Origin of the sequence: Rhodoferax sp., from assembly GCF_034520025.1 — a bacterium.
Taxonomy (GTDB): Bacteria; Pseudomonadota; Gammaproteobacteria; order Burkholderiales; family Burkholderiaceae_C; genus Allorhodoferax.
Window position 1 is genome coordinate 1,473,184 of record NZ_JAXHNZ010000002.1, and the last position, 23,945, is coordinate 1,497,128.

The window sequence follows — 23,945 nt, forward strand, 5'->3', positions numbered from 1 at the left end:
CCTGATGGCGTTACACCGCCGGGTCGCGGATTTCCCAGCGGATTTCGTCGATCTTTTTGAGCAGCTCTTCGGGCAGCACGGTGCCCCAGGCGTCGATGTTCGCATCGAGCTGCTCAAGGGTGCGCACGCCGATGATGGTGCTGGCCACTTGCCACTTGGTGTAACAGAAGGCCAACGCCATTTGGCTGGGCGTGAAGCCGTATTCGCGAGCCAGCGCGTTGTATTTGCGCGCGGCTTTGAGCGCGTCAGGGCGGCCCCAGCGCTGCTTGCGAGTGGACTCAAATTTTCGCAGGCGCACGTCGGGCGACACGTTGTCGCCCAGCAGGCCTTCGTCGTCGTATTTGCCGGTCAGCAGGCCAAAGGCCAAGGGCGAATACGGCAGCAGCGACACGCCCAAGCGGTGCATGGTTTCATCCAAGCCGTTCTCTGCAGTGCGGGCCAGCAGGCCGTAGTTGTTTTGCACGGTCGCAATGCGGGGCAGGCCGTGCTGCTCCGCTAGGCGCACGAACTCGTGCACGCCATACGACGTTTCGTTCGACAAGCCAATGGCGCGCACCTTGCCGGCCTTGACCAGCGTATCCATCGCGCGCAACTGCTCTTCGATGGCGCTGCCGCCCACGTTTTCATTGGCGGGGTTGTAGTACATGCCGCCGAACATGGGCACATGGCGCACCGGCCAGTGGATCTGGTAGAGGTCGATGGCATCGATGTTCATGCGCTGCAGGCTGCCCTCTGCTGCGGCAATGATGTCTTCGGCAGTCAGATTGCTGCTGCCATTGCGCACCCAATTCATGCCGCGCGAAGGGCCAGCTACTTTGGTGGCAATGACCAGTTTCTCGCGGGCACCGGGGTGGGCCTTGAGCCAGTTGCCGATGATTTTCTCGGTCAGGTTAAAGGTCTCGGCACGTGGGGGCACCGAGTACATCTCTGCCGTGTCGATGAAGTTCACGCCGCGTTCCAGCGAGCGGCTCAGGATGGCGTGGGAGGTGGGTTCGTCCACCTGCTCACCAAATGTCATGGTGCCGAGGCAGATGGGGGTAACGCGCAGGTCGCTGCGACCGAGTTGAATAGTGTTCATGGTTTTTAGTTTACGGCGGTCATGGGGCTTGTGCTGTCACAGGGTCGTGGGGTCTCAAGCGGTGCGTGCCGCGTAGCGCGCCTCTTCTTGCAAGCGCAGTACCCGGCGTTGCACTTTGCCGGTGGTGGTCATGGGCAGGGCGTCTACAAACTCGATTTCTTTGGGGTACTCGTAGGGGGCCAGCTGGCCCTTCACATGGGCTTGCAGCTCGGCTGTGAGTTGCGCATGAAATTGGGCTGTAGCGCTCGAATTACCTGCGCAAGCTGCTACAAAATCAGGAGCAACAACCACATAGGCCTTCACCAATGCACCGCGCTCGGCATCGGGCTTGGGCACCACGGCCGCGTTGATCACGGCGGGGTGCTTGACCAGGCAGTTCTCGATCTCGCCCGGGCCGATACGGTAACCCGCAGCCTTGAACACATCGTCGCTGCGGCCTTGGTACCAGAGGTAACCCTCGGCATCGCGCACCGCAAGGTCACCGGTGCGGCACCAATCATCCAGTCCGTTTTTTCCGGTGAACTTGGCGTCGGTGGCTCTCTGGTTTTTCCAGTAGCCCAAAAAGAAAATGGGGTCAGGCTGGCCATGCACATCCAAACGGTGCAGTGCGACATCGCCGGGCACACCGACCGGGCATTCGTTGCCGGCCTCGTCAATCACCGCTACCCGGTGACCGGGGTAGCCCATGCCCATGCTGCCGGGTTTGGAGGGGTAATGGAGATTGCAGTTGCCGACGATGTAGTTCATCTCGGTCTGGCCGAACATTTCATTGGGCTTGACGCCGAGCTGCGCCTCGCAATAACTGAAGACGGCATCGCCCACCGCCTCGCCTGCACTCATGATGGCGGCTAGCTTGAGCTTGAACTGCTGGCGCACGGTCTTGCCCTTTGCACCGCCCGCGCCGGGATAGGCCTTCATCATCGCCTTGAGCGCAGTCGGGAACAAAAACGTGTGGGTCACCCCGCAGTCGCGCATCAGCTCCAGCGCAGTTTGCGGGCTGAAGCGGCCCTGATAGGCCACGATGGGGCGGCCGAAATACAGCGTAGGCAGCAAGGCGTCCATCAGCCCGCCGGTCCAGGCCCAGTCGGCGGGGGACCAAAACACCGCGTCCGAGCGCTGGTTGGTTTTGCCGTCGAAGCCGAACCAGTTCTGGCTGGCTACAAATCCGCTGAGGTTACCGATGAGGGCCCGGTGCGGAATGAGCGCGCCCTTGGGGTTGCCTGTGGTGCCACTGGTGTAGATCAACACGGCGGGCTCTTCGGCCAGGGTGTTTACCGGCTCAAAAGTGTTGGGGCTCGCGCGCAAGGCGGCTTCCCAGGCGGCGTCCAGCGGGCCGCTCAACAAAGCGGCGTCAGCACCCGCCAAGCCGACACCCACCACCGCCTGCAGCTGGGGGCAGGTGTGGCGCACGCCGGCCAGCGCATGCAATGAGCCGGCATCGCAAATGGCGACCACCGCTTCACTGTCTTGCAGCCGGAACTCCAGCGCCTCGGGGCCGAACAGCATCGACAGGGGCATGGCAACAGCCCCCATTTGCATCACCGCCATGTAGGCCACGGCGGTCTCAAAGCGCTGGGGCAACACAATGCCGACCCGGTCGCCCCGCTGCACGCCCCGCGCGGCCAACACATGGGAGAGGCGGTTGGCCTGCTCTTGCAACTGCGAATAAGAGTAAAAAGTGCTCTCGGCGCTCGTGGAATATGCGCGTATAGCTATTCTTTTAGTAGCACCGGGTGCATCCGCCCAGCGGCGGCTGCACGCCTGGGCCATGTTGAAATGCTGGGGCACTTGCCAGCGGAAGCTGCTGTGCAGGGCTGCATAGCCCGCGGGAAGTGTGCTCGTGCCAGATGTGTCTCTGCCTTGACTGGTGGCCATGCCTTGTCTCCTGATCTGTCTTTATGATTTGCACAATGTACCAAGTCAGACGCCCCCACCACAGCCAATTCGTTTCTATCCGCAACCTCGATTACCACGTGCAAGTCTGGGGCGAGCCCGGCCCGGGCAAGGTGCCTTTGGTGATGGTGCACGGCTGGATGGATGTGGCAGCGAGCTACCAATTTATGGTGGATGCATTCAGCGAAGACCACTACATCATTGCCCCTGATTGGCGCGGCTACGGGCGCACCCAAGCGCCGCTGGCCGACAACTACTGGTTCCCGGACTACCTGGCAGACCTCGACTTTTTGCTGGACCACTATGCCCCCGGACAGCAGGTCAACCTGGTGGGCCACAGCATGGGCGGCAATGTGGTCATGCTGTATGGCGGGGTGCGGCCCGAGCGGATCCGCCGGCTGGTGAACCTGGAGGGGTTTGGCATGCCAGCCACGATTGCGGCCCAGGCGCCCGGACGCTACGCTACTTGGATGGATGAACTCAAAAAGCTGCACGCGGGGGAGATGGACCTCAAGTCCTACGACAGCGCCGATGGTGTCGCCCGCCGCCTCATGAAAACCAACCCCCGCCTGAGTCAGACAAAAGCCGATTGGCTCGCTCGCCATTGGGCCGCTGAAAACGCCGATGGCAGCTGGTCTATCTTGGGGGAGCCGGCGCACAAAGTGACCAATGCCCAGCTCTACCGGGTCGAAGAAGTCATGGCCATCTACCAGCGACTGACGATGCCGGTGCTGGCAGTGGAGGCCTCCGACAACAGCCTCGATATGTGGTGGAAAGGCCAGTACACCCTGGCCGAGTACCACGAGCGCCTGAAGGCAGTCACGCAAGCGGAAGTGGCCCGCATTGAAGACGCCGGCCACATGATGCACCACGACCAGCCCGAGGTGCTGGCAGCCCTGGTCGAGCGCTTTATCCGTTAACTTTACAAGGCTGAGACACGGCAGATAGAATGAGAACTCCTCTCATTTTGATTTGCAACTCCTCTATCAGCCTTATGAAAAAACTGACTCCTCGCCACGTAGCCCTGACCATCGCCTTAATGGGCGCTTGCTTGCCCGCCGCACAGGCGCAAGACAAAGTGCTGAACGTGTACTCCGCCCGCCACTACCCGGGCGACGTGCAGCTGTACTCGGCCTTCACCCAGGCGACCGGCATCCAGATCAAACGGGTGGATGCAGACGATGCCGGCATCTTGCAACGCCTCAAGGCCGAAGGCACAGCCTCCCCCGCGGATGTGATTTTGCTGGTCGATGCCTCGCGCCTCTGGCGTGCTGAAGTCGATGGCCTGTTCTCACCCGTTAAGTCCAAAGTGCTGGACGATGCGATTCCCGCCCAGTTGCGCGGCAAGACGACTGCAGAAGGCACCTCGTGGTTTGGCTTCAGCACCCGTGCACGGGTGGTGGTGTACAACAAGGCCCGCGTCTCCAAAGAAAATGTGGACACCTACGAAGAGTTGGCCGACCCGAAAAACAAGGGCCTGCTGTGCACCCGCAGCGGCTCACACCCCTACAACCTGAGCCTGTTTGGCGCAATGAACGAGCACCTCGGTAGCGCGAACACCGAAGTCTGGCTCAAAGGCCTGGTGAGCAACATGGCCCGCAACCCGGTGGGCGGCGATACCGACCAGGTCAGAGCGACCGCCTCCGGCGAATGCGGCGTGGCACTCACCAATTCCTATTACCTGGCCCGCCTGATGCGCAGCGACAAGCCTGAAGACCGCGCCGTCATGGAAAAAGTAGGCGTGGTATTCCCCAACCAAAGCAGCTGGGGCACGCACGTGAACATTGCCGGCGGCGCAGTGGCTAAAAACTCCAAGAACATGGCGTTTGCCCAGCAGTTCCTCGAGTTTCTGGCCAGCGCACAAGCGCAAAATTACTTCGCCAACGGAAACAACGAGTGGCCCGTGGCTAAAGGCATCAAGATCAGCAACGCTGCGCTTGAGAGCATGAGCGGCGGCAGCTACAAGGCAGAGACGATCCCCGTTAGCGTGGTGGGCATGAACCAGGTGAAAGTGCAACAGATGTTGGACCGCGTCGGCTACAAGTAAGCCGACGGCGTCACCCATCAAACGGCTTGGCTGCGAAAGCGGTCAGGCCGTTTTTTTATTGAGGGTGCGGCTCAACAGAATCACAGGCACCAAGCCTACCAACACCAACACCAGTGCCGGCAATGCCGCTTCGCCCAGCCGCTCGTCTTTGGCAAGCTGAAAGGCCACGACGGCCAGGGTGTCGTGGTCAAAGGGGCGCAGCACGAGGGTGGCTGGCAGCTCTTTCATCACATCCACAAACACCAGCAAGCCCGCCACCAGGCTGCTGCGCACCAGCAGCGGACGGTGCACCCGCCACCACAGGCCCCAGCCGCTCACCCCCAGCATGCGGGCGGTTTCGTCTAACGATGCGGGCACCTGGTTGTAGCCGCTTTGCACCGTGTGCAGGGCTACCGCGGTAAAGCGCACCAGATAAGCCCACACAACGCCCAGCACCGTGGTGCTGATCCAGAAGCCCACTTGCCAGTCAGGGCGCGCCGCTTGCAACCAGCCCACCGGGATCAGCAGGCCCACCACAATGACCGCACCGGGCACTGCATAGCCCATGCCGGCCAAAGTGACGACCGTACGGGTGAGCCTTGTCGGTGTGCGGCGCGCGGCGAACGCGAGCGCCAAAGCAATCGCTGCAGCCAGCACAGCGGTTGAGGCTGCCAATTTGAAACTGTTCAGACTCCAGCCAATAAAGCTGCCCCACGGCAGCGGCGTGTCTTCGGCGCCCCAAGCCTGCCACAGTGGACGCAACATAAACAGCACCGGCAGCACAAAGCCCAGCAAGACCGGTAGCGCACAGACAACTGTGGCCATAGCAGCACGCCCGCCGGTCAGCGCCACCGGCTGAGCCGCAGCGCGCCGGCCCTTGACGCTCGCATAGCGCATGCGTTGCCGGGCGTGGAGTTCCAGTCGCAGCAGCAAGGCCATCAATATCAGCAGCACTGTGGCCAGCTGGGCTGCGGCGATCCGGCTGTCCAACACCAACCAAGCCTTGTAAATGCCGGCCGTGAAAGTCTGGATGCCAAAGTAGCTAGATACCCCGTAGTCCGCCAATGTTTCCATCAGCGCCAGCGCCACACCGGCCATGATGGAGGGCCGCGCCAAGGGCACCGCAATCGTGGCCACCCGACGGCCCAGCGAAGCGCCCATCAGCCGGGCTGCATCCATCAAATGCGCGGCGCGCTCCAGCAAAGCCACCCGCACCAGCAGATACACATAGGGGTACAAGGTGCACACAAACACCAGCGCGGCGCCGCCGAGGCTGCGCACCTCCGGCAAGACCCGCCCCTCCAGACCGAAGGCAGCGCGCAGCCAAGTTTGCGCAGGCCCGCTGAATTGCAGGTAGTCGGTATAGGCGTAGGCCACCACATATGCGGGCATGGCAAGCGGCAGGAGCAATGCCCACTCCCACTGCCTGCGCCCCCGGAAGTCAAACAGCGTCACGGCGCAAGCGCAGGCGGTGCCCACCACGGCAACCCCCAGAGACACCACCACGCTCAACACGACGGTCGTGACCGCATACCCGCCAAGCACCGAGCCTGCCATCTCGCGCAGCAGCGCCGCACTCTGAGCATCCCACTGCAGCACGGCAACTATCAGAGCCAGAATGGGGAGGGATACCAGCCCGCCTATCAACCACAGCGCCCCATGGGCAGGCAATGCGCGGATACCGGTCATCAGGGAGGGCAAAAGGCGGGAAATCACAGGCGGTAGGGTCGGTTGGATGCGCTCCGGGGGACCCCGTGGCGCGAAATGAGAATTGTAAGTATCTACAATTTTGCGTATGTACCTTGAACTCCAAGACCTCAGCGTCCGCTATCTAACCTCCCGCCCTCTGGCAGTGGACAGTGTGAGCTTCGGCTTGCGCGCCGGTGAAATCGGTGTGTTGATCGGCCCTTCGGGCTGCGGCAAGACCACCCTGTTGCGGGCCATTGCGGGACTGGAGGCCACCCATGCGGGCAAGATTTCGCTGGGGGGCGTGACCGTCAGCGGCGAGGGCCATGCCCTCCCCCCTGAACACCGGCAAATGGGCATGGTGTTTCAGGACTACGCGCTCTTTCCCCATATGGATGTGGGCAAAAACATCGCCTTTGGCATTCACCACCTGCCTGCCGGCGAGCGGCAGGCCCGGGTGCAAGACGTGTTGCGCCTGGTCGGGCTGGCTGAGCACGCCCACCGTTACCCACACGAGCTGTCAGGTGGGCAGCAGCAGCGGGTGGCGCTGGCAAGGGCGTTGGCACCCCAGCCAAAGTTGCTCCTGCTGGACGAACCGTTTTCCAACCTTGACGTTGATTTGCGGGAACGATTGGCCCAAGAGCTGCGCACCATCCTGAAAGCCGCCGGTGCCACCGCCCTGTTTGTGACCCATGACCAGCTCGAGGCCTTTGCCATCGGCGACCTGATCGGGGTGATGCACCAAGGTCGCCTGCACCAGTGGGCCGACGCCTACACCCTCTACCACCGGCCCGCCACCCGCTTTGTGGCCGACTTCATCGGCCATGGTGTGTTTACCCCGGCCCGTGTGGAGCTGCACGACGAAGACGGTGTAACCCACAAGCATGTGGTGACCCCTCTGGGCGAACTGCACGGTATCCATCAGCACGAGCAAGACCGCTTGAGCCTCGGCCCTTGCGACATCCTGCTGCGGGCGGACGACATCGTGCACGACGATGCCGCCGAAGTGCAGGCCCGGATTGTGAACAAGGCGTTCCGCGGTAACGAGTTCCTCTACACCCTCGAATTGCGCACTGGCGAGACGGTCATGGCCCATGTGCCGAGCCACCATGACCACCGGATCGGCGAGTGGATCGGCATCCGCCCTGAGGTGGACCACGTGGTCACCTTTGCCAGCGAAACTCCCAAGGGGTGATGGCAACTAAAATAGCGGGTTAAGTACACATAACGTAAGCAGGACCCGCATCATGGAAGCAGAACGCATCAACCTCATCGGCACCACCCTGGCAGACCTGACCAGCAGGACCCAGGAACTCAGGGGGTATCTTTGACTACGATGCCAAAGCTGAACGCCTGCGCACGGTCAACGCCTCGCTAGAAGACCCTGCGGTCTGGAACGACCCCAAAAAAGCCCAGGAGCTGGGCAAAGAGAAGAAGTTGCTCGACGGCGTGGTGGTCACGCTGGATGATTTGAGCGGTAACCTCTCCGACAACACCGAACTTTTCGAGATGAGCAAAGAGGACGGCGATGAGGCCGGCCTGCTCACCATCGAAGCCGAGACCACCAAGCTGGCAGAAATCATCGAAGGCTTGGAGTTCCGCCGCATGTTCAACAACCCGGCAGACCCCCTGCCCTGCTTCCTGGACATCCAGGCGGGTGCGGGCGGCACCGAGGCCTGCGACTGGGCGAGCATGTTGCTGCGTCAGTACCTGAAGTACGCCGAACGCAAAGGCTTCACCGCCACCGTAGAAGACATCACCGACGGCGATACCGCCGGCATCAAGGGCGCCACCATCAAGATCGAAGGTGAATACGCTTTTGGCCACCTGCGTACCGAAACTGGTGTGCACCGCTTGGTGCGCAAATCGCCGTTCGACAGCTCGGGCGGCCGCCACACCTCGTTTGCTTCGGTGTTTGTGTACCCGGAAATTGATGACTCGATCGAAATCGAAATCAACCCGAGCGACGTGCGCACCGACACCTTCCGCGCATCCGGCGCCGGTGGTCAGCACATCAACAAGACTGACTCTGCGGTGCGTTTGACCCACATCCCCACCGGTATCGTGGTGCAGTGCCAGGACGGTCGCAGCCAGCACAGCAACCGTGATGTGGCGTGGAAGCGTCTGCGCAGCCGCTTGTATGACTTTGAGTTGCGCAAGCAGCAAGAAGCCCAGCAAAAGCTGGAAGACACCAAGACCGATGTGGGCTGGGGCCACCAAATCCGCTCTTACGTGCTGGACAACAGCCGTATCAAGGACTTGCGCACCAACGTCGAAGTGTCTGCCACTCAGAAGGTGCTCGATGGTGATCTGGATGTGTTCATCCAGGCTTCGTTGAAACAAGGGATCTGATCCATGGTGCACGCGCTTATTTTTGACATGGACGGCACCATGATCGACTCCATGCCCTCGCACAAACGCAGTTGGGCGGAGTTCGCACAGCGCCAGGGCCTGGAGGTCGACATCAGCGACGTCATGCGTCGGACCACCGGCCGTACCGGCATTGAATGCATGCGCATTCTGTTTGGTCGGCCCGACATGGGCGAAGACGAGGCCATGGCGCATGTCCATGTCAAAGAAGCGGTGTACCGCGAGATGTTTTCCCCGATTTTTGCGGAGGTCGCAGGCTTCAAGGCCTTTTTCGACCACGCCCACGCCCGAGGTCTGAAACTGGGTGTGGGAACCGCGGGTGACCGCCAGAACCAAGCGTTTGCCTACCAGCATCTGCGAATGGCAGTGTCGCCGCTGACCACCGTGGGTGGCGATGAAGGACTGCCCGGCAAACCGGATCCCGCTATCTTTTTAGAAGCAGCGCGCCGCATGAATGTGGAGCCTGCGCGCTGCATCGTGTTTGAAGACGCGCCACTGGGCATCGAAGCCGCCCGCCGCGCTGGCATGCGCGCCGTGGGCATTGCCAGCAGCCACCACCCTGATGAACTGACGGGCCCGCACGTGCTGGCCGTCGTTCCCGATTACCACGCTTTGATCGCATCCCGTTTTTTGGAGACACACCATGTCGTATCTTCGTGAGGCCTCGGGCCCTGCCGCCGTGATCCACCGCGGCGACTACACCGCCCCTGCATTCTGGATCGATACCGTCGACCTCAGCTTTGACCTGGACCCTTCCAAAACGCGGGTGCTCAACAAGATGACCCTGCGCCGCAACCCCGACGTGCAGGCCCAGCCGCTGCGTCTGGATGGCGAGGAACTGAACCTCGCCCGTGTGCTGGTCAACGGCCAGGGCACCAGCTTCAAGATGGACGGCAACCAGCTGGTGCTGGAAAATCTGCCCGAAGGCACCGAGCCTTTTGCGCTGGAGATTTTCACCACCTGCGTGCCGGTGAAAAACACCAAGCTCATGGGCTTGTATGTGAGTAACGACTCCTTCTTCACCCAGTGTGAAGCGGAGGGCTTTCGCCGCATCACCTACTTCCTGGACCGCCCGGATGTGATGGCCATGTACACCGTGACCTTGCGTGCCGACAAGGCCAAGTTCCCGGTGCTGCTCTCCAATGGCAACCTGGTCGACAGCGGTGACATAGAAGACGGCCGCCACTTCGCCAAGTGGTTCGACCCGCACAAAAAGCCTTCGTATCTGTTTGCCCTAGTGGCCGGCCAGCTGGTGGCACGCGAACAGCGCATCACCAGCCGCGCAGGCAAAGACCACCTGCTGCAAGTGTTTGTGCGCCCTGGCGACCTCGACAAGACCGAGCACGCGATGAACAGCCTGATGGCCAGCGTGGCTTGGGACGAAGCCCGCTTCGGCCTGCCACTGGATCTGGAGCGCTTCATGATCGTGGCGACTTCCGACTTCAACATGGGTGCCATGGAGAACAAGGGCCTGAACATCTTCAACACCAAATACGTGTTGGCGAATCAGGCTACCGCCACCGATGTGGACTACGCCAACATCGAGAGTGTGGTCGGGCACGAGTACTTCCACAACTGGACCGGCAACCGCATCACCTGCCGCGACTGGTTCCAACTGAGCCTCAAAGAAGGCCTGACCGTGTTCCGCGACCAGGAATTCAGCCAGGACCTGTGTGCTGAGCCATCGGCCCGCGCCGTGAAGCGCATTGAAGACGTGCGCGTGCTGCGCACCGCCCAGTTTCCCGAGGATGCGGGCCCCATGGCCCACCCGGTGCGGCCTGACAGCTACCTGGAAATCAACAATTTCTACACCGTCACCATTTACGAAAAAGGTGCCGAGCTGGTGCGCATGATGCAAACGCTCACCAGCCGGGCCGGTTTCGCCAAGGGCATGACGCTGTACTTTGAGCGCTTTGACGGCCAGGCGGTCACCTGTGACGACTTCGCCCAAGCGATTGCCGACGCCAACCCCGGCTCAGCCCTGGCTGCCCTGCTGCCCCAGTTCAAGCGCTGGTACAGCCAGGCAGGCACCCCACGCGTGGCGGCCCGCGGCGAGTACGACGCAGCAGCCCAGACTTACACCCTGCATTTCAGCCAGAGCTGCGCCGCCACGCCCGGCCAGCCGGTGAAAGAGCCGTTTGTGATTCCGGTGAGCCTCGGCCTGATCGGCGGCGCGAGCGGAGCCGCCTTGCCGCTCTCCGTGGACGGCCAAGCCGTGGGTGGCAGCCACTTGCTGGTGCTGACCGAAGCCCACCAGAGCATCACCTTCCAGAACGTGGCGGAAGCGCCCGTGCCCTCGGTCCTGCGCGGCTTCTCCGCACCGGTGGTGCTGGACTTTGACTACAGCGATGCGCAATTGCTCGCCCTGCTGGCGAACGACACCGATGCCTTCAACCGCTGGGAAGCCGGTCAACGCCTGGCCCTGCGCAGCGCTATCAATTCCATAGCTACTCCCGCAGATTCCACGGGCGCCAACCCCCTGAATGATGCCTATATTGCCGCCATGCGCGCGGTGCTGCGCCACCCCACGCTGGATGCTGCGTTTAAGGAACTGGTGCTGACACTGCCGTCCGAGACCTATATCGCCGAGCAGCTGGATGTGGTGGATCCGCAGCGCATCCATGCGGTGCGCGAAGCCATGCGCCTGCAATTGGCCACCGCCCTGCACGCCGATTGGGAATGGGCCTTTGCGGTGCACGAAAACAACGGCGGCTACCGCCCCGACCCCGTCTCCAGCGGCCGCCGCGCTCTGGCCGGCATGGCTCTCAATTTCTTGTGCCTCGCGGCGACCCAGAACGGCGACAGTGTCTGGCCCGGCAAGACGCTGCAGCGTTTCAAAGACGCTGGCAATATGACCGACCGCTTCAACGCCCTGCAAGCCCTGGTCAATAGCGGGCACGCGCTGGCGGGCCAAGCCCTGGCCCGCTTCCACGCCCTGTTCAAGGACGAAGCACTGGTGCTCGACAAATGGTTTGCCCTGCAGGCCGGCACGAGCGACCGCGGTGGTCAGGTGCTGCCGGCTGTGCGCCAGCTGATGGCCCACCCCGACTTCAACCTCAAAAACCCCAACCGCGCGCGCAGCGTGATTTTCAGCTTTTGCAGTGCCAACCCCGGCGGCTTCCACCGTGCGGATGCGGCCGGCTACGTGTTCTGGGCCGACCGTGTGATCGAGCTAGACGCCATCAACCCGCAAGTCGCCGCCCGCTTGGCGCGCGCGCTGGACCGCTGGAAAAAGCTGGCCGAACCCTACCGCAGCGCAGCGCGCGAAGCGCTGGCTCGCGTGGCCGCCAAGACCGACTTGAGCAACGATGTGCGTGAAGTCGTAGACCGCGCGCTAGCTGACTGATTTTCAAAAACTTAGGGACTCCACATGACACAACGCATTTCGCTCACGCGCTACCTCATCGAAAAACAGCGAGGCAGCCAGGACGCCGGCGGAGGCGGCACGATTCCGCCCCAACTGCGCTTGCTGCTGAAGGTGGTGGCACGCGCTTGCAAGAGCATCAGCCTGGCGGTGACCAAGGGCGCCTTGGGTGGCGTACTGGGCGCTGCCGAGAGTGAAAATGTGCAGGGCGAAATCCAGAAGAAGCTCGACATCATTGCCAACGAAGTGCTGATCGAAGCCAACGAATGGGGCGGACACCTGGCGGCCATGGCCAGCGAGGAAATGGAAGGCATCTACACCGTGCCCAACCGCTACCCGCAAGGCGAATATCTGCTGATGTTCGACCCACTGGATGGCTCGAGCAACATCGATGTGAACGTGAGCATCGGCACCATCTTCAGTGTGCTGGTCAAAGACCCGGAAGGCCCTACTGTGAGCGAGCAGGACTTCTTGCAAGCCGGCCACCGCCAAGTGGCTGCGGGCTATTGCATTTACGGCCCCCAGACCACGCTGGTGCTGACGGTAGGCGATGGCGTGGCCATGTTCACCCTGGACCGCGAGCAAGGCTCGTTTGTGCTGACCCAGGAAAACGTGCGCGTGCCAGAAGACACCCAAGAATTCGCCGTCAATATGAGCAACATGCGCCACTGGGCGGCGCCGGTGAAGCGCTACATCGACGAATGCCTGGAAGGCAAGGACGGCCCGCGCGGCAAAGACTTCAACATGCGCTGGATTGCCAGCATGGTGGCCGATGTGCACCGCATTTTGACGCGTGGCGGCATCTTCATGTACCCCTGGGACAAGCGCGAACCCGGCAAGCCGGGCAAGCTGCGCCTGATGTACGAAGCCAACCCCATGGGCTGGCTGATTGAGCAGGCTGGCGGCGCGGCGTCCACGGGTACCGAGCGTATTCTGGACATCCAGCCCACCCAGTTGCACCAGCGCGTGAGCGTGGTGCTGGGCTCGAAGAACGAAGTAGAACGCGTGATGCGTTACCACGCAGAGCACCAGGGCTGACCCCCGAGCCGACAGCCCTGCTACAGCAGGGCGCTTTGCTCGGGCTCGGCGCTGTGTTGCATAAACGTCAGGCGTACCACCGTGGGCAAACCGTCGAAGCGGGTGACATGCAGTGTTGCGCCATTGCGCCGCGCTGCGAGCTGGCCAATAGCCAGGCCCAACCCCATGCCTTGCTGCTCATGCACCTCACGATCCGCCTGAGACAGGGCACCAATTTGTGAAATGAACTTTTCCGGCATGGCCACGCCGAGATTGGCGATTTCGAGTTGGTACCTGCCGTGCGGCAAGGCCTTGCCGGTCACGCCCACCGGCCGGCCCGGCTTCGAGAAGCGCAGGGCATTGACCAGCAATTCGGTCATGATTTTGTGGAAATCGGGGCTCCAGCACTGCAAATGGCACGGCTCCACACGGACCTGCACCGGATGGCCGGCAAACACGCCTGACACCGTCTCTTGCGGCACTTTCAGAACCGCCTGCACCTCTTTCGCAAAAGCGGTGCTGCCCAAAACCTCAGGCATAGCCTGTGCCACATCCAGACGGTAGGCCATGGAGCGGGTTTCGCGGTGGGCCTGCGCGGCACTAAGCTCGGCCCAGTCCATCATGCGACTGATGGTTCGCCCCAATGCCAAGGCACTGCGGTGCACATCCTCCAGCATGCCCTGCACCCGTTCGGGCGTGTAGCGCTCACGCCGCGTGAGCAACAGCTCGGTCGCGCCCAGGATGCTGACCATGGGAGTGCGTAGCTCATGGGGAATGGTGGCTAACACCGCAGAGCGCAGCTGCTCTTGGGCCCGCTCTGCATCGGCTCTGTGCCGACTGGCTTTTTCGAGCAGCAAGACGACGGCAGAAATCAGTTCGTTTTGTGTCCAAGGCTTGGTCAGATAGTCGTCCGCACCAGCAGCCATGGCTCGGCGCACACTGACCCGGTCGTTGTCCGAGGTGAGCATCAAAATCGGGGTCGTACCCAGTGCCTCACTGGAGCGCGCCTCGCGCACCACGTCCCAGCCATCCAGAATCGGCATATGGATGTCGCACAAGATCACATCAGGTTGCTCGCGCAAGGCGGTATCTAAACCTTCGCGACCGTCTCCGGCCTCGAGCACGTCATAGCCCTGGCGACGCAGCACACTGACGGTGAGCTGGCGCACAGCCAAGCTGTCATCTACCACCAGAATCGTAGGGGCGCGCGCGCCTGAAGGAACTGTACTCACCGGGACCGCACTTTCAGGACGAAACAATCAGCCCCATGCGGGCACAAATCGCATAGGTGGTGTTCCAGCATTCACGCAGGCTCTCGGCCTGCCGGTAACACTCATCGGCAGAAAAGCTGTGGCCTTGTTTTTCAATCGTGAGCGCCATGCGCGACAAGGCCGCCAGACCCAAGCTCGCCGCCACCCCTTTGAATGAGTGGCCCAGCTCCAGGAGTTTGTCGGTCTCCCCTGCCTCTAGGGCGGCCAATACCTCGGCGTAGCAGTGCGCGTCTGTGCGCATCGCGCCATCCAGCAAAGACTGGTAGCCCTGCAACGTCACACCAACACACAAGTCCCCGATCATGGCCATGTTCAAGTGCTCGGCGACATCGCCGGGGCGGAAGCGGCGCCGCGGCTGCCGGGCCGGGGGTGCTTCTGGGGTCGGGGCAGCCACCTTGGCGGGCGCTAGCGCTACGGGTGCCGCTTGCGACGCTCCACGCAAACCAAACTTGCGCACCAGCATTTTTTCGAGCTCATGCACATTGACGGGTTTGGACAAAAAGCCATCCATACCGGCGGCGTGCACCCGGTCTTTGGACTCTTCAAACACATCCGCCGTCAGCGCAATGATGGGCAGACTGCCAACCGGTGCCGGGAGGCGGCGAATCGCCTCGGTGGCCTGTAAACCATCGACCTCGGGCATGTGGAGATCCATCAACACCAAGTCCGGCAACTCTTTTTGCACCTCTTCAATCGCCAGGCCGCCATGCTCTGCAAACCGGACGGTGTGGCCCATATTGCGCAACAAGGCCTCCATGTATTTGCGGTTGATGGCGTTGTCTTCCGCGACCACCAGACTCAAGCCGGGGCTGCCCGCTTCGCGCCGTGCGACCATGGAATCTGAGGTTTGCTCAGTGGGCGGAGTGCTCAGGGGCAGGCACAGGGTTGCGGTAAAAACACTGCCTTTGCCTTCGACGCTGCTGGCCTCAATGTCGCCGTCCATGCGACGCGCGAGGTTACGCGAAATCTCGAGCCCCAGTCCGCTACCGCCGTGGCGCCGCACACTGCTGGCGTCGCCTTGCTCAAAGCGCTGAAACAACTTTGCCAGCACGGCGGCCGACATGCCCATGCCCTCGTCCGTCACACGGATTCCGATCCGTGCCGCGGTATCCGGCGCATCCGGCTCAGGCTGTAGGGGCCACACTTCGAGCAGCACGGTGCCTTGCTCACTGAACTTGAGCGCGTTCGACACCAGGTTAAGCATGATTTGCTTGACCCGGGTGCCGTCAGCCATCACCCAGCGCGGCAGCGCCGGGTCCTGGCGGACATTGAGTACCAATCGCTTTTCGAGCGCGACCGGGCGCATAAGTGCATGGACATCTGTCACCAGCGCTGGAAGAAAGGTGCTCTCGGGTTTGAGCGTCATCTTGCCGGCCTCGAGGGCCGAGGCGTCCAGAATGTCGTTGAGCAGGCTCAGCAAATGCTTGGCTGAGCGATTCGCTGTTTGAATGTAGTCGTCCTGCTGTGCGTTCACCGGTGTGGCTTCGAGCAGGCTCAACATTCCCAGCATGCCGTTCAGAGGCGTGCGCAATTCGTGGCTCATATTGGCTAGGAACTGGGTTTTACCGGCGTTGGCCGCATCAGCCTTGGCGTGGGCCTCCAGCATGCGTTCGTGCTCAAGCTCTTGTCGCATGCGCTCCCGCTCGACTTGCGTTTGGCGTGCACCGATCGCGAAGGATGAGGCCAAGAGCAAAACCATCAAAGCGCCCATCCAGCCCAGTTTGGCCAACGCGTCCTCGACCTGGTGATTCAGCAAGCCCTGCTGCTCTTCGGTCATCAGGGTCGATGCCCGTAAGGTCATGGCACTCATGGCCGGGGCCATGTTTTGCAACTCCAACCACGAGGCCGCCTGATCGATAGGCGAATCGGCCGTTTGCGCAAATGTGGCCTCAAGTCGCGGGAGCAGCGACGCCAACAAGGTATCCACGCGCTTGAACTCATCGGTTTGCCGCAGATTCGCAGCTACTGTGGCGGTCCTCACCCCTTGGTGCTGAGCGCGCAAGCTGTTCAACACGCCTCTCAACTGCGCAAGATCCAAGGCCTTGCCGCTGTGAATGCTGGCGTCGAGTTGTTGCAAGAGTTGGAGGTATTCCCGCTCCAGCTGATAGGCGGAATAAGAGGACGCTTGAATGAATGCAGCTTGCTTGCGCTGCGCTTCACGCAACTCGGCATAGGCCTGCTGCATGAGTACCCCCACGATCGACACGCACACCACGGTCGCCAGCCAGAGCAGCAACCGTCGTAAGAATGTGGGGGTCAGGTGCAACATACGGTTTTTCTAAAAGAGCTCGCGGCCCTGCAAACCGCCAGGCGACGCACCGCCCGTTGCTGTGAGCTTGCGCGTTGGTGCAGCACCCGCCAAGATGGAAGAAATGATTTGACCTGCAGCCGACTCCGCTGAAAACTCCACAACACAGGGCATCACGCAACGCATGAAATCACTCCTTGAAATCACATCACCCCAATAATACGCCAAATATCTTTTATTTGTTGTAAGTATTCAATTCAATCAAAATCAACACCTTAGACTCGGCACATCGAATCATCAAAAAAATTAACAACGAATGTTTTTCTTGATTTTTTTGATAAATTTGATACATTGACAAAAAACAAGACGCTTTTTTGGAAACCACACCATGGCAACCAACTTCCATAAACCTTCGGTTCATGCGCTCTTCGACGCAATGCCCACTGCGTTGATCACCTTCGGTGTCAACGGAGTTGCGACCTACGCCAACCGCGCTGCACGCCTCCACCCGGATAAGCCGGTCGAGGCCATGAGCGGCCGGATCGTGATCAAGAACCTGGCGCAAGCCATAGCTCTAGGCAAGGTCAAACTTCCCTACCCTGCCGAGGTGGGGGTCGCAGACGGTAAAAAACTCAAAGGCATGTTCATGGCCGGCCCTTCTGGCTTGGACATCGCGTTTGTCGCCTTGCCTGAAGAAAAAGAGTCGACGACGGCCGGCCCGGGCATCCAGAGCCGTATGGGCCTTGAACAGATCATTGAACTGCTGCAAGACGAAGTCGGCCCCCCCATGCGCAAGCTGACCAGCATGTTGGGATCCCTGCCCGAGAGCGAAGCTGGCAACCGCATCGAAATGGCAGCAGACGAGCTCAAAGAGCGGCTGCGCCGGCTGGCGGACTTGCTGGCAGTCTTTGGCGAAGAGGCGATGCAAATGGACGATCGCATGGACTTAGGCGCCCTGGTCACCCAAACCCTGGAGGACCTCCGCCCGAAAGCCGTGCAATCAAAAGTGCGGTTCGAAGTCCGTCCGCCCAACAACACGCTTCCCCCCATTTACGGCAATGCCCGTCTGATTAAGCGCGCTTTGACCGAGTGTTTTGACAACGCACTCACGCACTCACGCCGCGAAGTCAAAGGCGGCGTGGACTGTGCGGTGCAAATCAGTTACACGCTGACCGGCGAACATATCTTGGTGAGTGTGCGGAACCAAGGGGCCGTGGCCCCGGAAGACAAAGGTATTGAAACGCGCGATTTGTTCGCTGCTCGCAGCCCCAACCAAGCAAACGGTCGGCTGGGTTTGCCTTTGGTAAACCGCATCATCGGTTTGCATGGCGGCAACATGCGGATGTCCATCGTGGACGGTGAAGACACCCGCGTGATGATTGAATTTCCCACCGGCGCGCCACAGCGCGGCCAAGCCAATTTGGATATGGAACAGGCCCAACGTTACGCCGCGGATCTGGCCCAGTTAATGCAACGTCGCAAGAAGGAAGACGCATCATGAAACGCAAAGCACTCATCGTTGACGACCAGCCGGACATCCGCAAGCTGATCATGATGACCATGGAATGTGAAGATTTTGACCTCCACGAGGCCGACAACGGGGAAGACGCCTGGCTCGTTGCGCAAAAGTTGCGGCCCCAGCTCATCTTGCTCGACGTGATGATGCCGGGCTCGCTAGACGGCTACCAAGTCTGCGAGAAGGTCAAGGCAGACCCGATGCTGGGCTCCATGACCAAGGTGATCTTGCTGACCGCCAGAGGCCAAAAGGCCGATGTGGAGCGTGGTCATGAGGCCGGCTGCGACGCCTATCTGGTCAAGCCCTTCAGCCCGATCGAGCTACTGGATACCGTCGACCGCTTGGTCCCCTGAACCTCACCCGCTGCTGCTATGCAATCCCTGCAAGGCCTCTCGTTCATCAGCCGCCGGTGGGCCCCGCCCTACCGGATCGGCAGCCTGATCATGGGTGGCACATTCGCCGTCATGCTGATTCTGTCAGCACTGTATGGCGTGTATGCCTACCAACGCATCAGCGCTGAAACACTGCGACTTGCCCACACCCATGCCACGTCGGTGGCCCGTATGGTGGCCAGCAGCAGCTCGGCAGCGCTGGTGACGGACCGGCAGCAAAACTTGCAGGCCAACGCGATTGATGCAATCCAACTACCCGGCATTGAGCGCATCAGCGTGTACCGCCCTGACGGTGTCAACCTGCTGGAAACCACGCGCTCGCCGGAAGGCGTACAGGTCAAAACCGGTAATCCATTAACCGGCGCGCAGCTCACCCAATCACTGCCCCCTAGCGGCCCGGCAGGCGACTACTACACCGCTTGGCAGCAGGTCGACAAAGACAACGCCTTCAACAACGTGTGGGTGCGGGTGGACTACAGCTTGCACGAGCGCACCCAGGAACTGCAACGCCTGTGGCTGCAATCGGTGTGGGTGGCTTTGGGCTTGATGGGCTTGGTGATGCTTTGCCTACGAGTGATCATCGCGCGGGCACTGGCACCGGTGCGCGAGCTCACCGAGTTTGCAGCCCAGATTCCTCTGCGCATGGGGGAAGAAATCGCACTCGAGCGTTCCAGCGTCGAGGTCAGCCAGTTGCAATCCGCCGTCAACCAGGCCAGCCGCGGTATGGCAGCACAGGTCAATCGGGTACAGGCAATTGTGAACACTGCGGCAGAGGCCATCATCGGGCTGGACGAATATGGGAGAGTCACCACCACCAACCCGGCAGCGACCAGTATTTTCGGCCGCTCGGAGGAAGAGATTCTGGGTAGTTCTATCGAGTGTTGTGTGCCCGGCCTGAATGAGGATGCGCTGCATGAGATGTTCGGCCAAGGCATGGAGCATGTGCTGAGCATCAGCCGCGTGACCCGCCATGACTTCACGGGAACCCGGGCGGACGGCACGCCCTTCCCGGTAGAAATTTGCCTCGGCGAAGTCAAAAACGACAAGACCCTGCGCTATGCCTGCATCGTGCGGGACTTGACCGATGAGCGCGCAGCGCAAGAGACCTCCGAGCTGTATGAGCGCGCATTGGCTAGTAGCCACAACGCTGTCTTCATTACCAACGGCAAGATGGAACACCAGCCGATTGTGTACATCAACAATGCATTCCAGAAATTCGTGGACTTGCCACGCTGGGATATTCTGGGCGAGAGCCTGGCACTGTTGCGTGGCAAGAATGCAGATGATCCGGGCGTGCGGGAACTCACCGCGGCAGTGCGCGAACACCGCAATGCGAACGTCACCATCCACCGCGAGCTCGAAAACGGCGAGATCCAGATTGCCGAAGTGTCCCTGTCCCCAGTGATGTCGGACAAAGGCACCTTGACGCATTTTGTCGGCATCGTGTCTGACATCACAGCCCGTGTGCGGGCCGAAGAAGCGATGGCCGAACGTCGCGCCCAGCTGGATGCGATCTTCAGCCTGAGCCCGGATGGTTTTGTGATGTTTGATGCGCAAGATCAGTTGGTGTTTGCCAACCCGGCGTTCGAGCGCATGACCGGCTTGGGCAAGCATGGCTCTGCACCTGTCAGCCTTTCGCAGTTCGAGCATCAACTGCTGGCCTTGTGTGACGAGAACAAGCCATTGCCCGCCATGCGGGGCGACCAACCCGATGCGTCGTGGGAAGAAAAACTCCAACTCGCACGCCCTCAGCGGCGCGTCGTGCAAGCCCGCTCCCGCCGTAACGAGGCCGGGCGCCGTGAAACGATTCTCTACTTCCGCGATGTCACCCATGAAGATGAGGTGGACCGCATGAAGAGCGAGTTTTTAACCGCTGCCGCACACGAGTTGCGGACACCGATGGTCAGCATTTTTGGCTTCTCCGAGTTGCTGACCCGGCGCAAGTTCAATGAAGAGCGCCAGAGCGACATGCTGCGCACCATCCACAAGCAATCGGGCCTGCTGGTCAAAATGCTCAACGAGCTGCTGGACCTAGCCCGTATCGAATCGCGCGGCGGCTTGGACATGCAAATCACGCCCCATCCGCTGGCCGAAATGGTGCAAGGCTGTATTCAGGGGCTGATGCTCAAGGACACGGATCGCCCCGTCCTGCTGGCGCCCCTGCCGGCGCTGCAAGTGTTGATGGACCCGGAAAAGATGCAGCAGGCCCTGACCAATTTGTTAGCCAATGCATTCAAATACTCACCCCAAGGCGGCGATGTCACCCTCGACGTGCGCACCGAAGTGGCACAGGGCGTGGAGTACGCAGTCATCAACGTGCGCGACCAGGGCATCGGCATGAGCCCGGACCAGCTGGAGCGGGCTTTTGAGCGCTTCTACCGGGCCGATGCCTCAGGCAACATCCCGGGCACCGGGCTGGGACTCAGCTTGGTCAAAGAAATCGCCGAGCTGCACAAAGGCCGCGCCGTGTTGCAAAGCGCGTTGGGACACGGAACAACGGCGAGCCTGTGGATCCCTTTGGCGGTGGACCTGTAAGCGCTTAGAGGGCAAGCTGCCGGTTGCGGGCGAGCAGTTCGATCGCCGCAAAATCGACCGGCTTTTGAAACAGCGCCGTGCCCTCGGGCAGGCCACCGCGGTCCGCCACGTCACCCGGGCTTAAGGCCGTAACCGCTATCACCTGGAGGCCCGCGAAATTGACGCCACCGGCGCGCAGGGAGCGCACCATTTCAAAACCATTCATACCCGGCATGTTGAGGTCAGTGACCACCATGTCTGGCATCCATTGCCCGATGCGAACCAGGCCCTGAAATCCGTCACTCGCGGTGCTGAGCTCTACCGGGAAGGACCAGCCCTCCACCACCATGGAGAAGAGCTGTCGCAGGTCGGCATCGTCTTCCACCACCAACAGCCGCAATGGGCGGTCGCCAGCAGCAGCTTTACCATGCACTACAGGAACCAGCATGTCTGAGCGCTCACGGGTCAAGCGCTCGACCGCACTGCGGGCAATACGGCGGTGCCCGCCGGCTGTGCGCCATGCAGGCAATACGCCCGACTCCACCCACAGCTGCACCGTGCGCACCGCCACGCCCAGCACCTCGCCTACCTCGCGGGTGGTCATGAGTTCGCTGTTGCTGTCGATCTTGCGCATGGCGTTCAGTGCATTCCGGAGGTTTCTTGCAAGGGCAGCCACAAAGTGACTTCGGTGCCCACGCCCTCTACGCTGTCCAACTCGGCATCACCGCCTTGGAGTTGCATGATTTCTTTGACGAGGCTCAAACCCAAGCCGGTACCCGGAATGTCCCCCAGCGGGTGGGCGCGGTAAAACCGCTCAAAGGCCCGTGCGGATTGCGCGGCCGTCATACCGATGCCCTGGTCGGTGACGCGCACGCCCACTTGCTGCTGCTCGCCCACGCGGCGCAGGCAGGAATCCAAGAGCACGCGACCACCTTGGGGGGAATATTTCACGGCATTGGATAGCACATTCAGTAGCGCCTGGCGGGTCTTTTCAAGGTCGGCCTGCACCACGCAGCCGCCGTGCGGAAGCTCGCACACCAGGGCATGCAGATCCGCCTTGTAGTGCCAGCCGGCAAGGGTTCCGTCGACCAGTGCAGCCACACTGCAGGAGGCGATCCGCAGGTCTTTACCCCGCCGGGCCTCGATGCGCGACAGGTCGAGCAACTCATTAATCAGGTCGATCAACGAACGGGACTGCCGGTGAATCGTGCCCAGTAGCTCGTGTTGTTTGTCGGGGTGAAGCTGTCGGACCAGCATCAATTCGGTGAAACCGAAAATGCTGGCCAAGGGTGTGCGCAACTCATGGGCGGCTGCCGAGAGAAACTCGGACTTCATCCGGTCAATATCGTGGGCCTCGGTCACGTCGCGCAGATAGAGCCGGTGCCCGCTTGCTGTGCCACTGTCCTGCGCTACGCAACGTGCCTGTAGCACCTTGCGGCCGCCGGCAATCCACTCCATGCAGCTTTCGGCTACGCTACCCGGCGTATGCGGCAGGTCCATGACCCATGCCGTCAGGCCGGCGCGCTCTGCCATGTCTGCCTGCTCCCACCACCGGGTGGCACGTGCGTTCAGTGGTTTGGGCTCTGCATTCGGGTGCCAGATGAAAACCGCATCGTCCGAGCCCTCCAGAACGCTTTGCATCTCCTGCAGTTGGCGGCGCAGGCTGTCGGCCTCTGCGTGCACCTCCGGCTGTGCGCACAACAAAGCGTCCGGGTCGATCCACATCGCCCCCGACTCGGCGCCACACTGCAGATGGTAGTTTTTCATCATAAATGACTGCCGGCTCGGTATTTATTGCGCGCTATGCTCTTATTTTTATAGCAACTAACGACTATCCACCGCTGTACGTCCGAGCAAATGCACCGTGAGGGCATCCAGATAGCCGCACAACCGATCCGCGCTCAAGGGTTTTTGGTAGCGCACCACCTGCTGGGGGAGCCGGGTGTCCCCCTCCATCTCCTGCGGCGACATGGCAGACAGCGCGATGATGTTGAGCCCCTTCAGGTCCGACTCCTGGGCCAAGGTTTGGATCAGGGTAAAGCCGTCCATCGGCTCCATCACCAGATCGGTGACCTCCAGGTCAGGAATCATGGCGCGCACATGGGTCAGCGCCTGGTTGGCCTCGTTGACTATCGTCAGCTGGACCATATGCCCAATGCGCGCCAGCAGCGCTTTAAAGAACGCGATTTGCACCGCGTCATCCTCGACGAGCAGGATCCGCAAGGGCCGCGCACTGGTTACTCCGGCTAGGCCGACATTGCGCGCGTTGAGCAGTTGCTCCACGCTGCTGCGGAATATCCGGCGATGCCCTCCGGGTGTGATCCAGGCATCCAACTCCCCGTTGATCACCATTTTTTGCACAGAGGTGGTGGAGAGCCCCAACAACTTGGCTGCTTGTTGGGTGGTTAAAACGTCGCGTTCAGCGTTCATATCAACTTTCTCCGGTTGCATTTTTCATGACCTACACGCAATTTGCACAAACATCAGAATAAATGGGAAATAAATTCAATTAAATCATTATTACGCAGAAAAGCATTTAAAAAAAAATTAAATTTAACCCATAAATGAAA

At 61.0% G+C, this 23,945-nt stretch carries 18 protein-coding genes; 10 read left to right on the plus strand and 8 right to left on the minus strand.

Annotation, left to right across the window (positions count from 1 at the left end):
* Positions 1 to 10: 10 nt before the first annotated feature.
* Positions 11 to 1,078 (minus strand): aldo/keto reductase, encoded by a 1,068-nt coding sequence (locus tag U5L73_RS15340; protein WP_322563146.1) that lies wholly within the window; start codon positions 1,076 to 1,078, stop codon positions 11 to 13.
* A 54-nt stretch (positions 1,079 to 1,132) separates the two neighbouring features.
* Positions 1,133 to 2,953, minus strand: a complete 1,821-nt coding sequence (locus U5L73_RS15345; protein WP_322563147.1) for an acyl-CoA synthetase — start codon at positions 2,951 to 2,953, stop codon at positions 1,133 to 1,135.
* A gap of 35 nt (positions 2,954 to 2,988) precedes the next feature.
* Here U5L73_RS15345 and U5L73_RS15350 point away from each other — a divergent pair, with 35 nt between their 5' ends.
* Together U5L73_RS15350 and U5L73_RS15355 are read left to right on the plus strand one after the other, a co-directional pair.
* Positions 2,989 to 3,891: an alpha/beta hydrolase gene (locus U5L73_RS15350; RefSeq protein WP_322563148.1), complete on the plus strand. Its 903-nt coding sequence runs from the start codon at positions 2,989 to 2,991 to the stop codon at positions 3,889 to 3,891.
* 74 nt (positions 3,892 to 3,965) lie between these two features.
* Positions 3,966 to 5,018, plus strand: a complete 1,053-nt coding sequence (locus tag U5L73_RS15355; RefSeq protein WP_416221321.1) for an extracellular solute-binding protein — start codon at positions 3,966 to 3,968, stop codon at positions 5,016 to 5,018.
* Positions 5,019 to 5,060: 42 nt separating this feature from the next.
* Here the strand turns inward: U5L73_RS15355 and U5L73_RS15360 are convergent, their stop codons facing one another.
* Positions 5,061 to 6,686: an iron ABC transporter permease gene (locus U5L73_RS15360; protein WP_322563533.1), complete on the minus strand. Its 1,626-nt coding sequence runs from the start codon at positions 6,684 to 6,686 to the stop codon at positions 5,061 to 5,063.
* 106 nt (positions 6,687 to 6,792) lie between these two features.
* Here U5L73_RS15360 and U5L73_RS15365 point away from each other — a divergent pair, with 106 nt between their 5' ends.
* From U5L73_RS15365 to U5L73_RS15385, 5 genes are all read left to right on the plus strand, one after another.
* Positions 6,793 to 7,878, plus strand: coding sequence for an ABC transporter ATP-binding protein (locus U5L73_RS15365; RefSeq protein ID WP_322563149.1), 1,086 nt, complete (start codon positions 6,793 to 6,795; stop codon positions 7,876 to 7,878).
* Positions 7,879 to 7,930: 52 nt separating this feature from the next.
* Positions 7,931 to 9,035 (plus strand): peptide chain release factor 2 gene (prfB, locus tag U5L73_RS15370; RefSeq protein WP_322563150.1). Its coding sequence is split into 2 segments (ribosomal slippage): positions 7,931 to 8,011 and positions 8,013 to 9,035, totalling 1,104 coding nucleotides; the frame shifts between segments, so codons are not numbered across the junction.
* Between the two features lie 3 nt (positions 9,036 to 9,038).
* Entirely contained in the window at positions 9,039 to 9,713 is a 675-nt protein-coding gene (locus tag U5L73_RS15375; protein WP_322563151.1) for an HAD family phosphatase, read from the plus strand.
* Complete coding sequence (gene pepN, locus U5L73_RS15380) at positions 9,697 to 12,399, plus strand: aminopeptidase N (RefSeq protein WP_322563152.1); 2,703 nt, start codon at positions 9,697 to 9,699, stop codon at positions 12,397 to 12,399. The genes U5L73_RS15375 and pepN overlap by 17 nt, the downstream gene beginning before the upstream one ends.
* A gap of 24 nt (positions 12,400 to 12,423) precedes the next feature.
* Positions 12,424 to 13,455 (plus strand): class 1 fructose-bisphosphatase, encoded by a 1,032-nt coding sequence (locus U5L73_RS15385; protein ID WP_322563153.1) that lies wholly within the window; start codon positions 12,424 to 12,426, stop codon positions 13,453 to 13,455.
* Positions 13,456 to 13,475: 20 nt separating this feature from the next.
* On the opposite strand, the gene U5L73_RS15390 is transcribed toward U5L73_RS15385, so the two are convergent.
* Positions 13,476 to 14,666: a response regulator gene (locus U5L73_RS15390; RefSeq protein WP_322563154.1), complete on the minus strand. Its 1,191-nt coding sequence runs from the start codon at positions 14,664 to 14,666 to the stop codon at positions 13,476 to 13,478.
* A 13-nt stretch (positions 14,667 to 14,679) separates the two neighbouring features.
* Positions 14,680 to 16,974 carry a response regulator gene (locus U5L73_RS15395; protein WP_322563155.1) on the minus strand — a complete coding sequence of 765 codons (2,295 nt, stop codon included), beginning with the start codon at positions 16,972 to 16,974 and terminating at the stop codon, positions 14,680 to 14,682.
* A 367-nt stretch (positions 16,975 to 17,341) separates the two neighbouring features.
* On the opposite strand from U5L73_RS15395, the gene U5L73_RS15400 reads away from it, so the two are divergent.
* Genes U5L73_RS15400 through U5L73_RS15410 form a run of 3 tightly spaced genes read left to right on the plus strand, consistent with a single transcriptional unit; the run spans position 17,342 to position 21,396 of the window.
* Positions 17,342 to 18,454, plus strand: coding sequence for a HAMP domain-containing sensor histidine kinase (locus U5L73_RS15400; protein ID WP_322563156.1), 1,113 nt, complete (start codon positions 17,342 to 17,344; stop codon positions 18,452 to 18,454).
* On the plus strand, positions 18,451 to 18,822 hold the full coding sequence (locus U5L73_RS15405) for a response regulator transcription factor (protein WP_313873817.1): 372 nt from the start codon (positions 18,451 to 18,453) through the stop codon (positions 18,820 to 18,822). The genes U5L73_RS15400 and U5L73_RS15405 overlap by 4 nt, the downstream gene beginning before the upstream one ends.
* A gap of 18 nt (positions 18,823 to 18,840) precedes the next feature.
* Entirely contained in the window at positions 18,841 to 21,396 is a 2,556-nt protein-coding gene (locus U5L73_RS15410) for a PAS domain S-box protein (protein ID WP_322563157.1), read from the plus strand.
* Positions 21,397 to 21,400: 4 nt separating this feature from the next.
* On the opposite strand, the gene U5L73_RS15415 is transcribed toward U5L73_RS15410, so the two are convergent.
* The 3 genes from U5L73_RS15415 to U5L73_RS15425 are packed head-to-tail and all read right to left on the minus strand — an operon-like array spanning position 21,401 to position 23,805.
* A complete protein-coding gene (locus U5L73_RS15415; protein WP_322563158.1) occupies positions 21,401 to 22,009 on the minus strand; it encodes a response regulator in 609 nt (202 codons plus the stop codon).
* Positions 22,010 to 22,014: 5 nt separating this feature from the next.
* Positions 22,015 to 23,142 carry a HAMP domain-containing sensor histidine kinase gene (locus U5L73_RS15420; RefSeq protein ID WP_322563159.1) on the minus strand — a complete coding sequence of 376 codons (1,128 nt, stop codon included), beginning with the start codon at positions 23,140 to 23,142 and terminating at the stop codon, positions 22,015 to 22,017.
* Positions 23,143 to 23,199: 57 nt separating this feature from the next.
* On the minus strand, positions 23,200 to 23,805 hold the full coding sequence (locus tag U5L73_RS15425; protein ID WP_322563160.1) for an excisionase family DNA-binding protein: 606 nt from the start codon (positions 23,803 to 23,805) through the stop codon (positions 23,200 to 23,202).
* Between the last annotated feature and the right edge of the window lie 140 nt (positions 23,806 to 23,945).

Excerpts from the sequence above, each read along its gene's own strand:
- U5L73_RS15360 (WP_322563533.1), bottom strand. The coding sequence starts at position 6,686 with ATGACCGGTATCCGCGCATTGCCTGCCCATGGGGCGCTGTGGTTGATA.
- U5L73_RS15425 (WP_322563160.1), bottom strand. The coding sequence starts at position 23,805 with ATGAACGCTGAACGCGACGTTTTAACCACCCAACAAGCAGCCAAGTTG.
- U5L73_RS15355 (WP_416221321.1), top strand. The coding sequence starts at position 3,966 with ATGAAAAAACTGACTCCTCGCCACGTAGCCCTGACCATCGCCTTAATG.
- U5L73_RS15350 (WP_322563148.1), top strand. The coding sequence starts at position 2,989 with ATGTACCAAGTCAGACGCCCCCACCACAGCCAATTCGTTTCTATCCGC.
- U5L73_RS15385 (WP_322563153.1), top strand. The coding sequence starts at position 12,424 with ATGACACAACGCATTTCGCTCACGCGCTACCTCATCGAAAAACAGCGA.
- U5L73_RS15410 (WP_322563157.1), top strand. The coding sequence starts at position 18,841 with ATGCAATCCCTGCAAGGCCTCTCGTTCATCAGCCGCCGGTGGGCCCCG.
- U5L73_RS15415 (WP_322563158.1), bottom strand. The coding sequence starts at position 22,009 with ATGCGCAAGATCGACAGCAACAGCGAACTCATGACCACCCGCGAGGTA.
- U5L73_RS15405 (WP_313873817.1), top strand. The coding sequence starts at position 18,451 with ATGAAACGCAAAGCACTCATCGTTGACGACCAGCCGGACATCCGCAAG.
- U5L73_RS15400 (WP_322563156.1), top strand. The coding sequence starts at position 17,342 with ATGGCAACCAACTTCCATAAACCTTCGGTTCATGCGCTCTTCGACGCA.
- U5L73_RS15365 (WP_322563149.1), top strand. The coding sequence starts at position 6,793 with ATGTACCTTGAACTCCAAGACCTCAGCGTCCGCTATCTAACCTCCCGC.
- U5L73_RS15395 (WP_322563155.1), bottom strand. The coding sequence starts at position 16,974 with ATGTTGCACCTGACCCCCACATTCTTACGACGGTTGCTGCTCTGGCTG.
- pepN (WP_322563152.1), top strand. The coding sequence starts at position 9,697 with ATGTCGTATCTTCGTGAGGCCTCGGGCCCTGCCGCCGTGATCCACCGC.
- U5L73_RS15420 (WP_322563159.1), bottom strand. The coding sequence starts at position 23,142 with ATGAAAAACTACCATCTGCAGTGTGGCGCCGAGTCGGGGGCGATGTGG.
- U5L73_RS15340 (WP_322563146.1), bottom strand. The coding sequence starts at position 1,078 with ATGAACACTATTCAACTCGGTCGCAGCGACCTGCGCGTTACCCCCATC.
- U5L73_RS15375 (WP_322563151.1), top strand. The coding sequence starts at position 9,039 with ATGGTGCACGCGCTTATTTTTGACATGGACGGCACCATGATCGACTCC.
- U5L73_RS15345 (WP_322563147.1), bottom strand. The coding sequence starts at position 2,953 with ATGGCCACCAGTCAAGGCAGAGACACATCTGGCACGAGCACACTTCCC.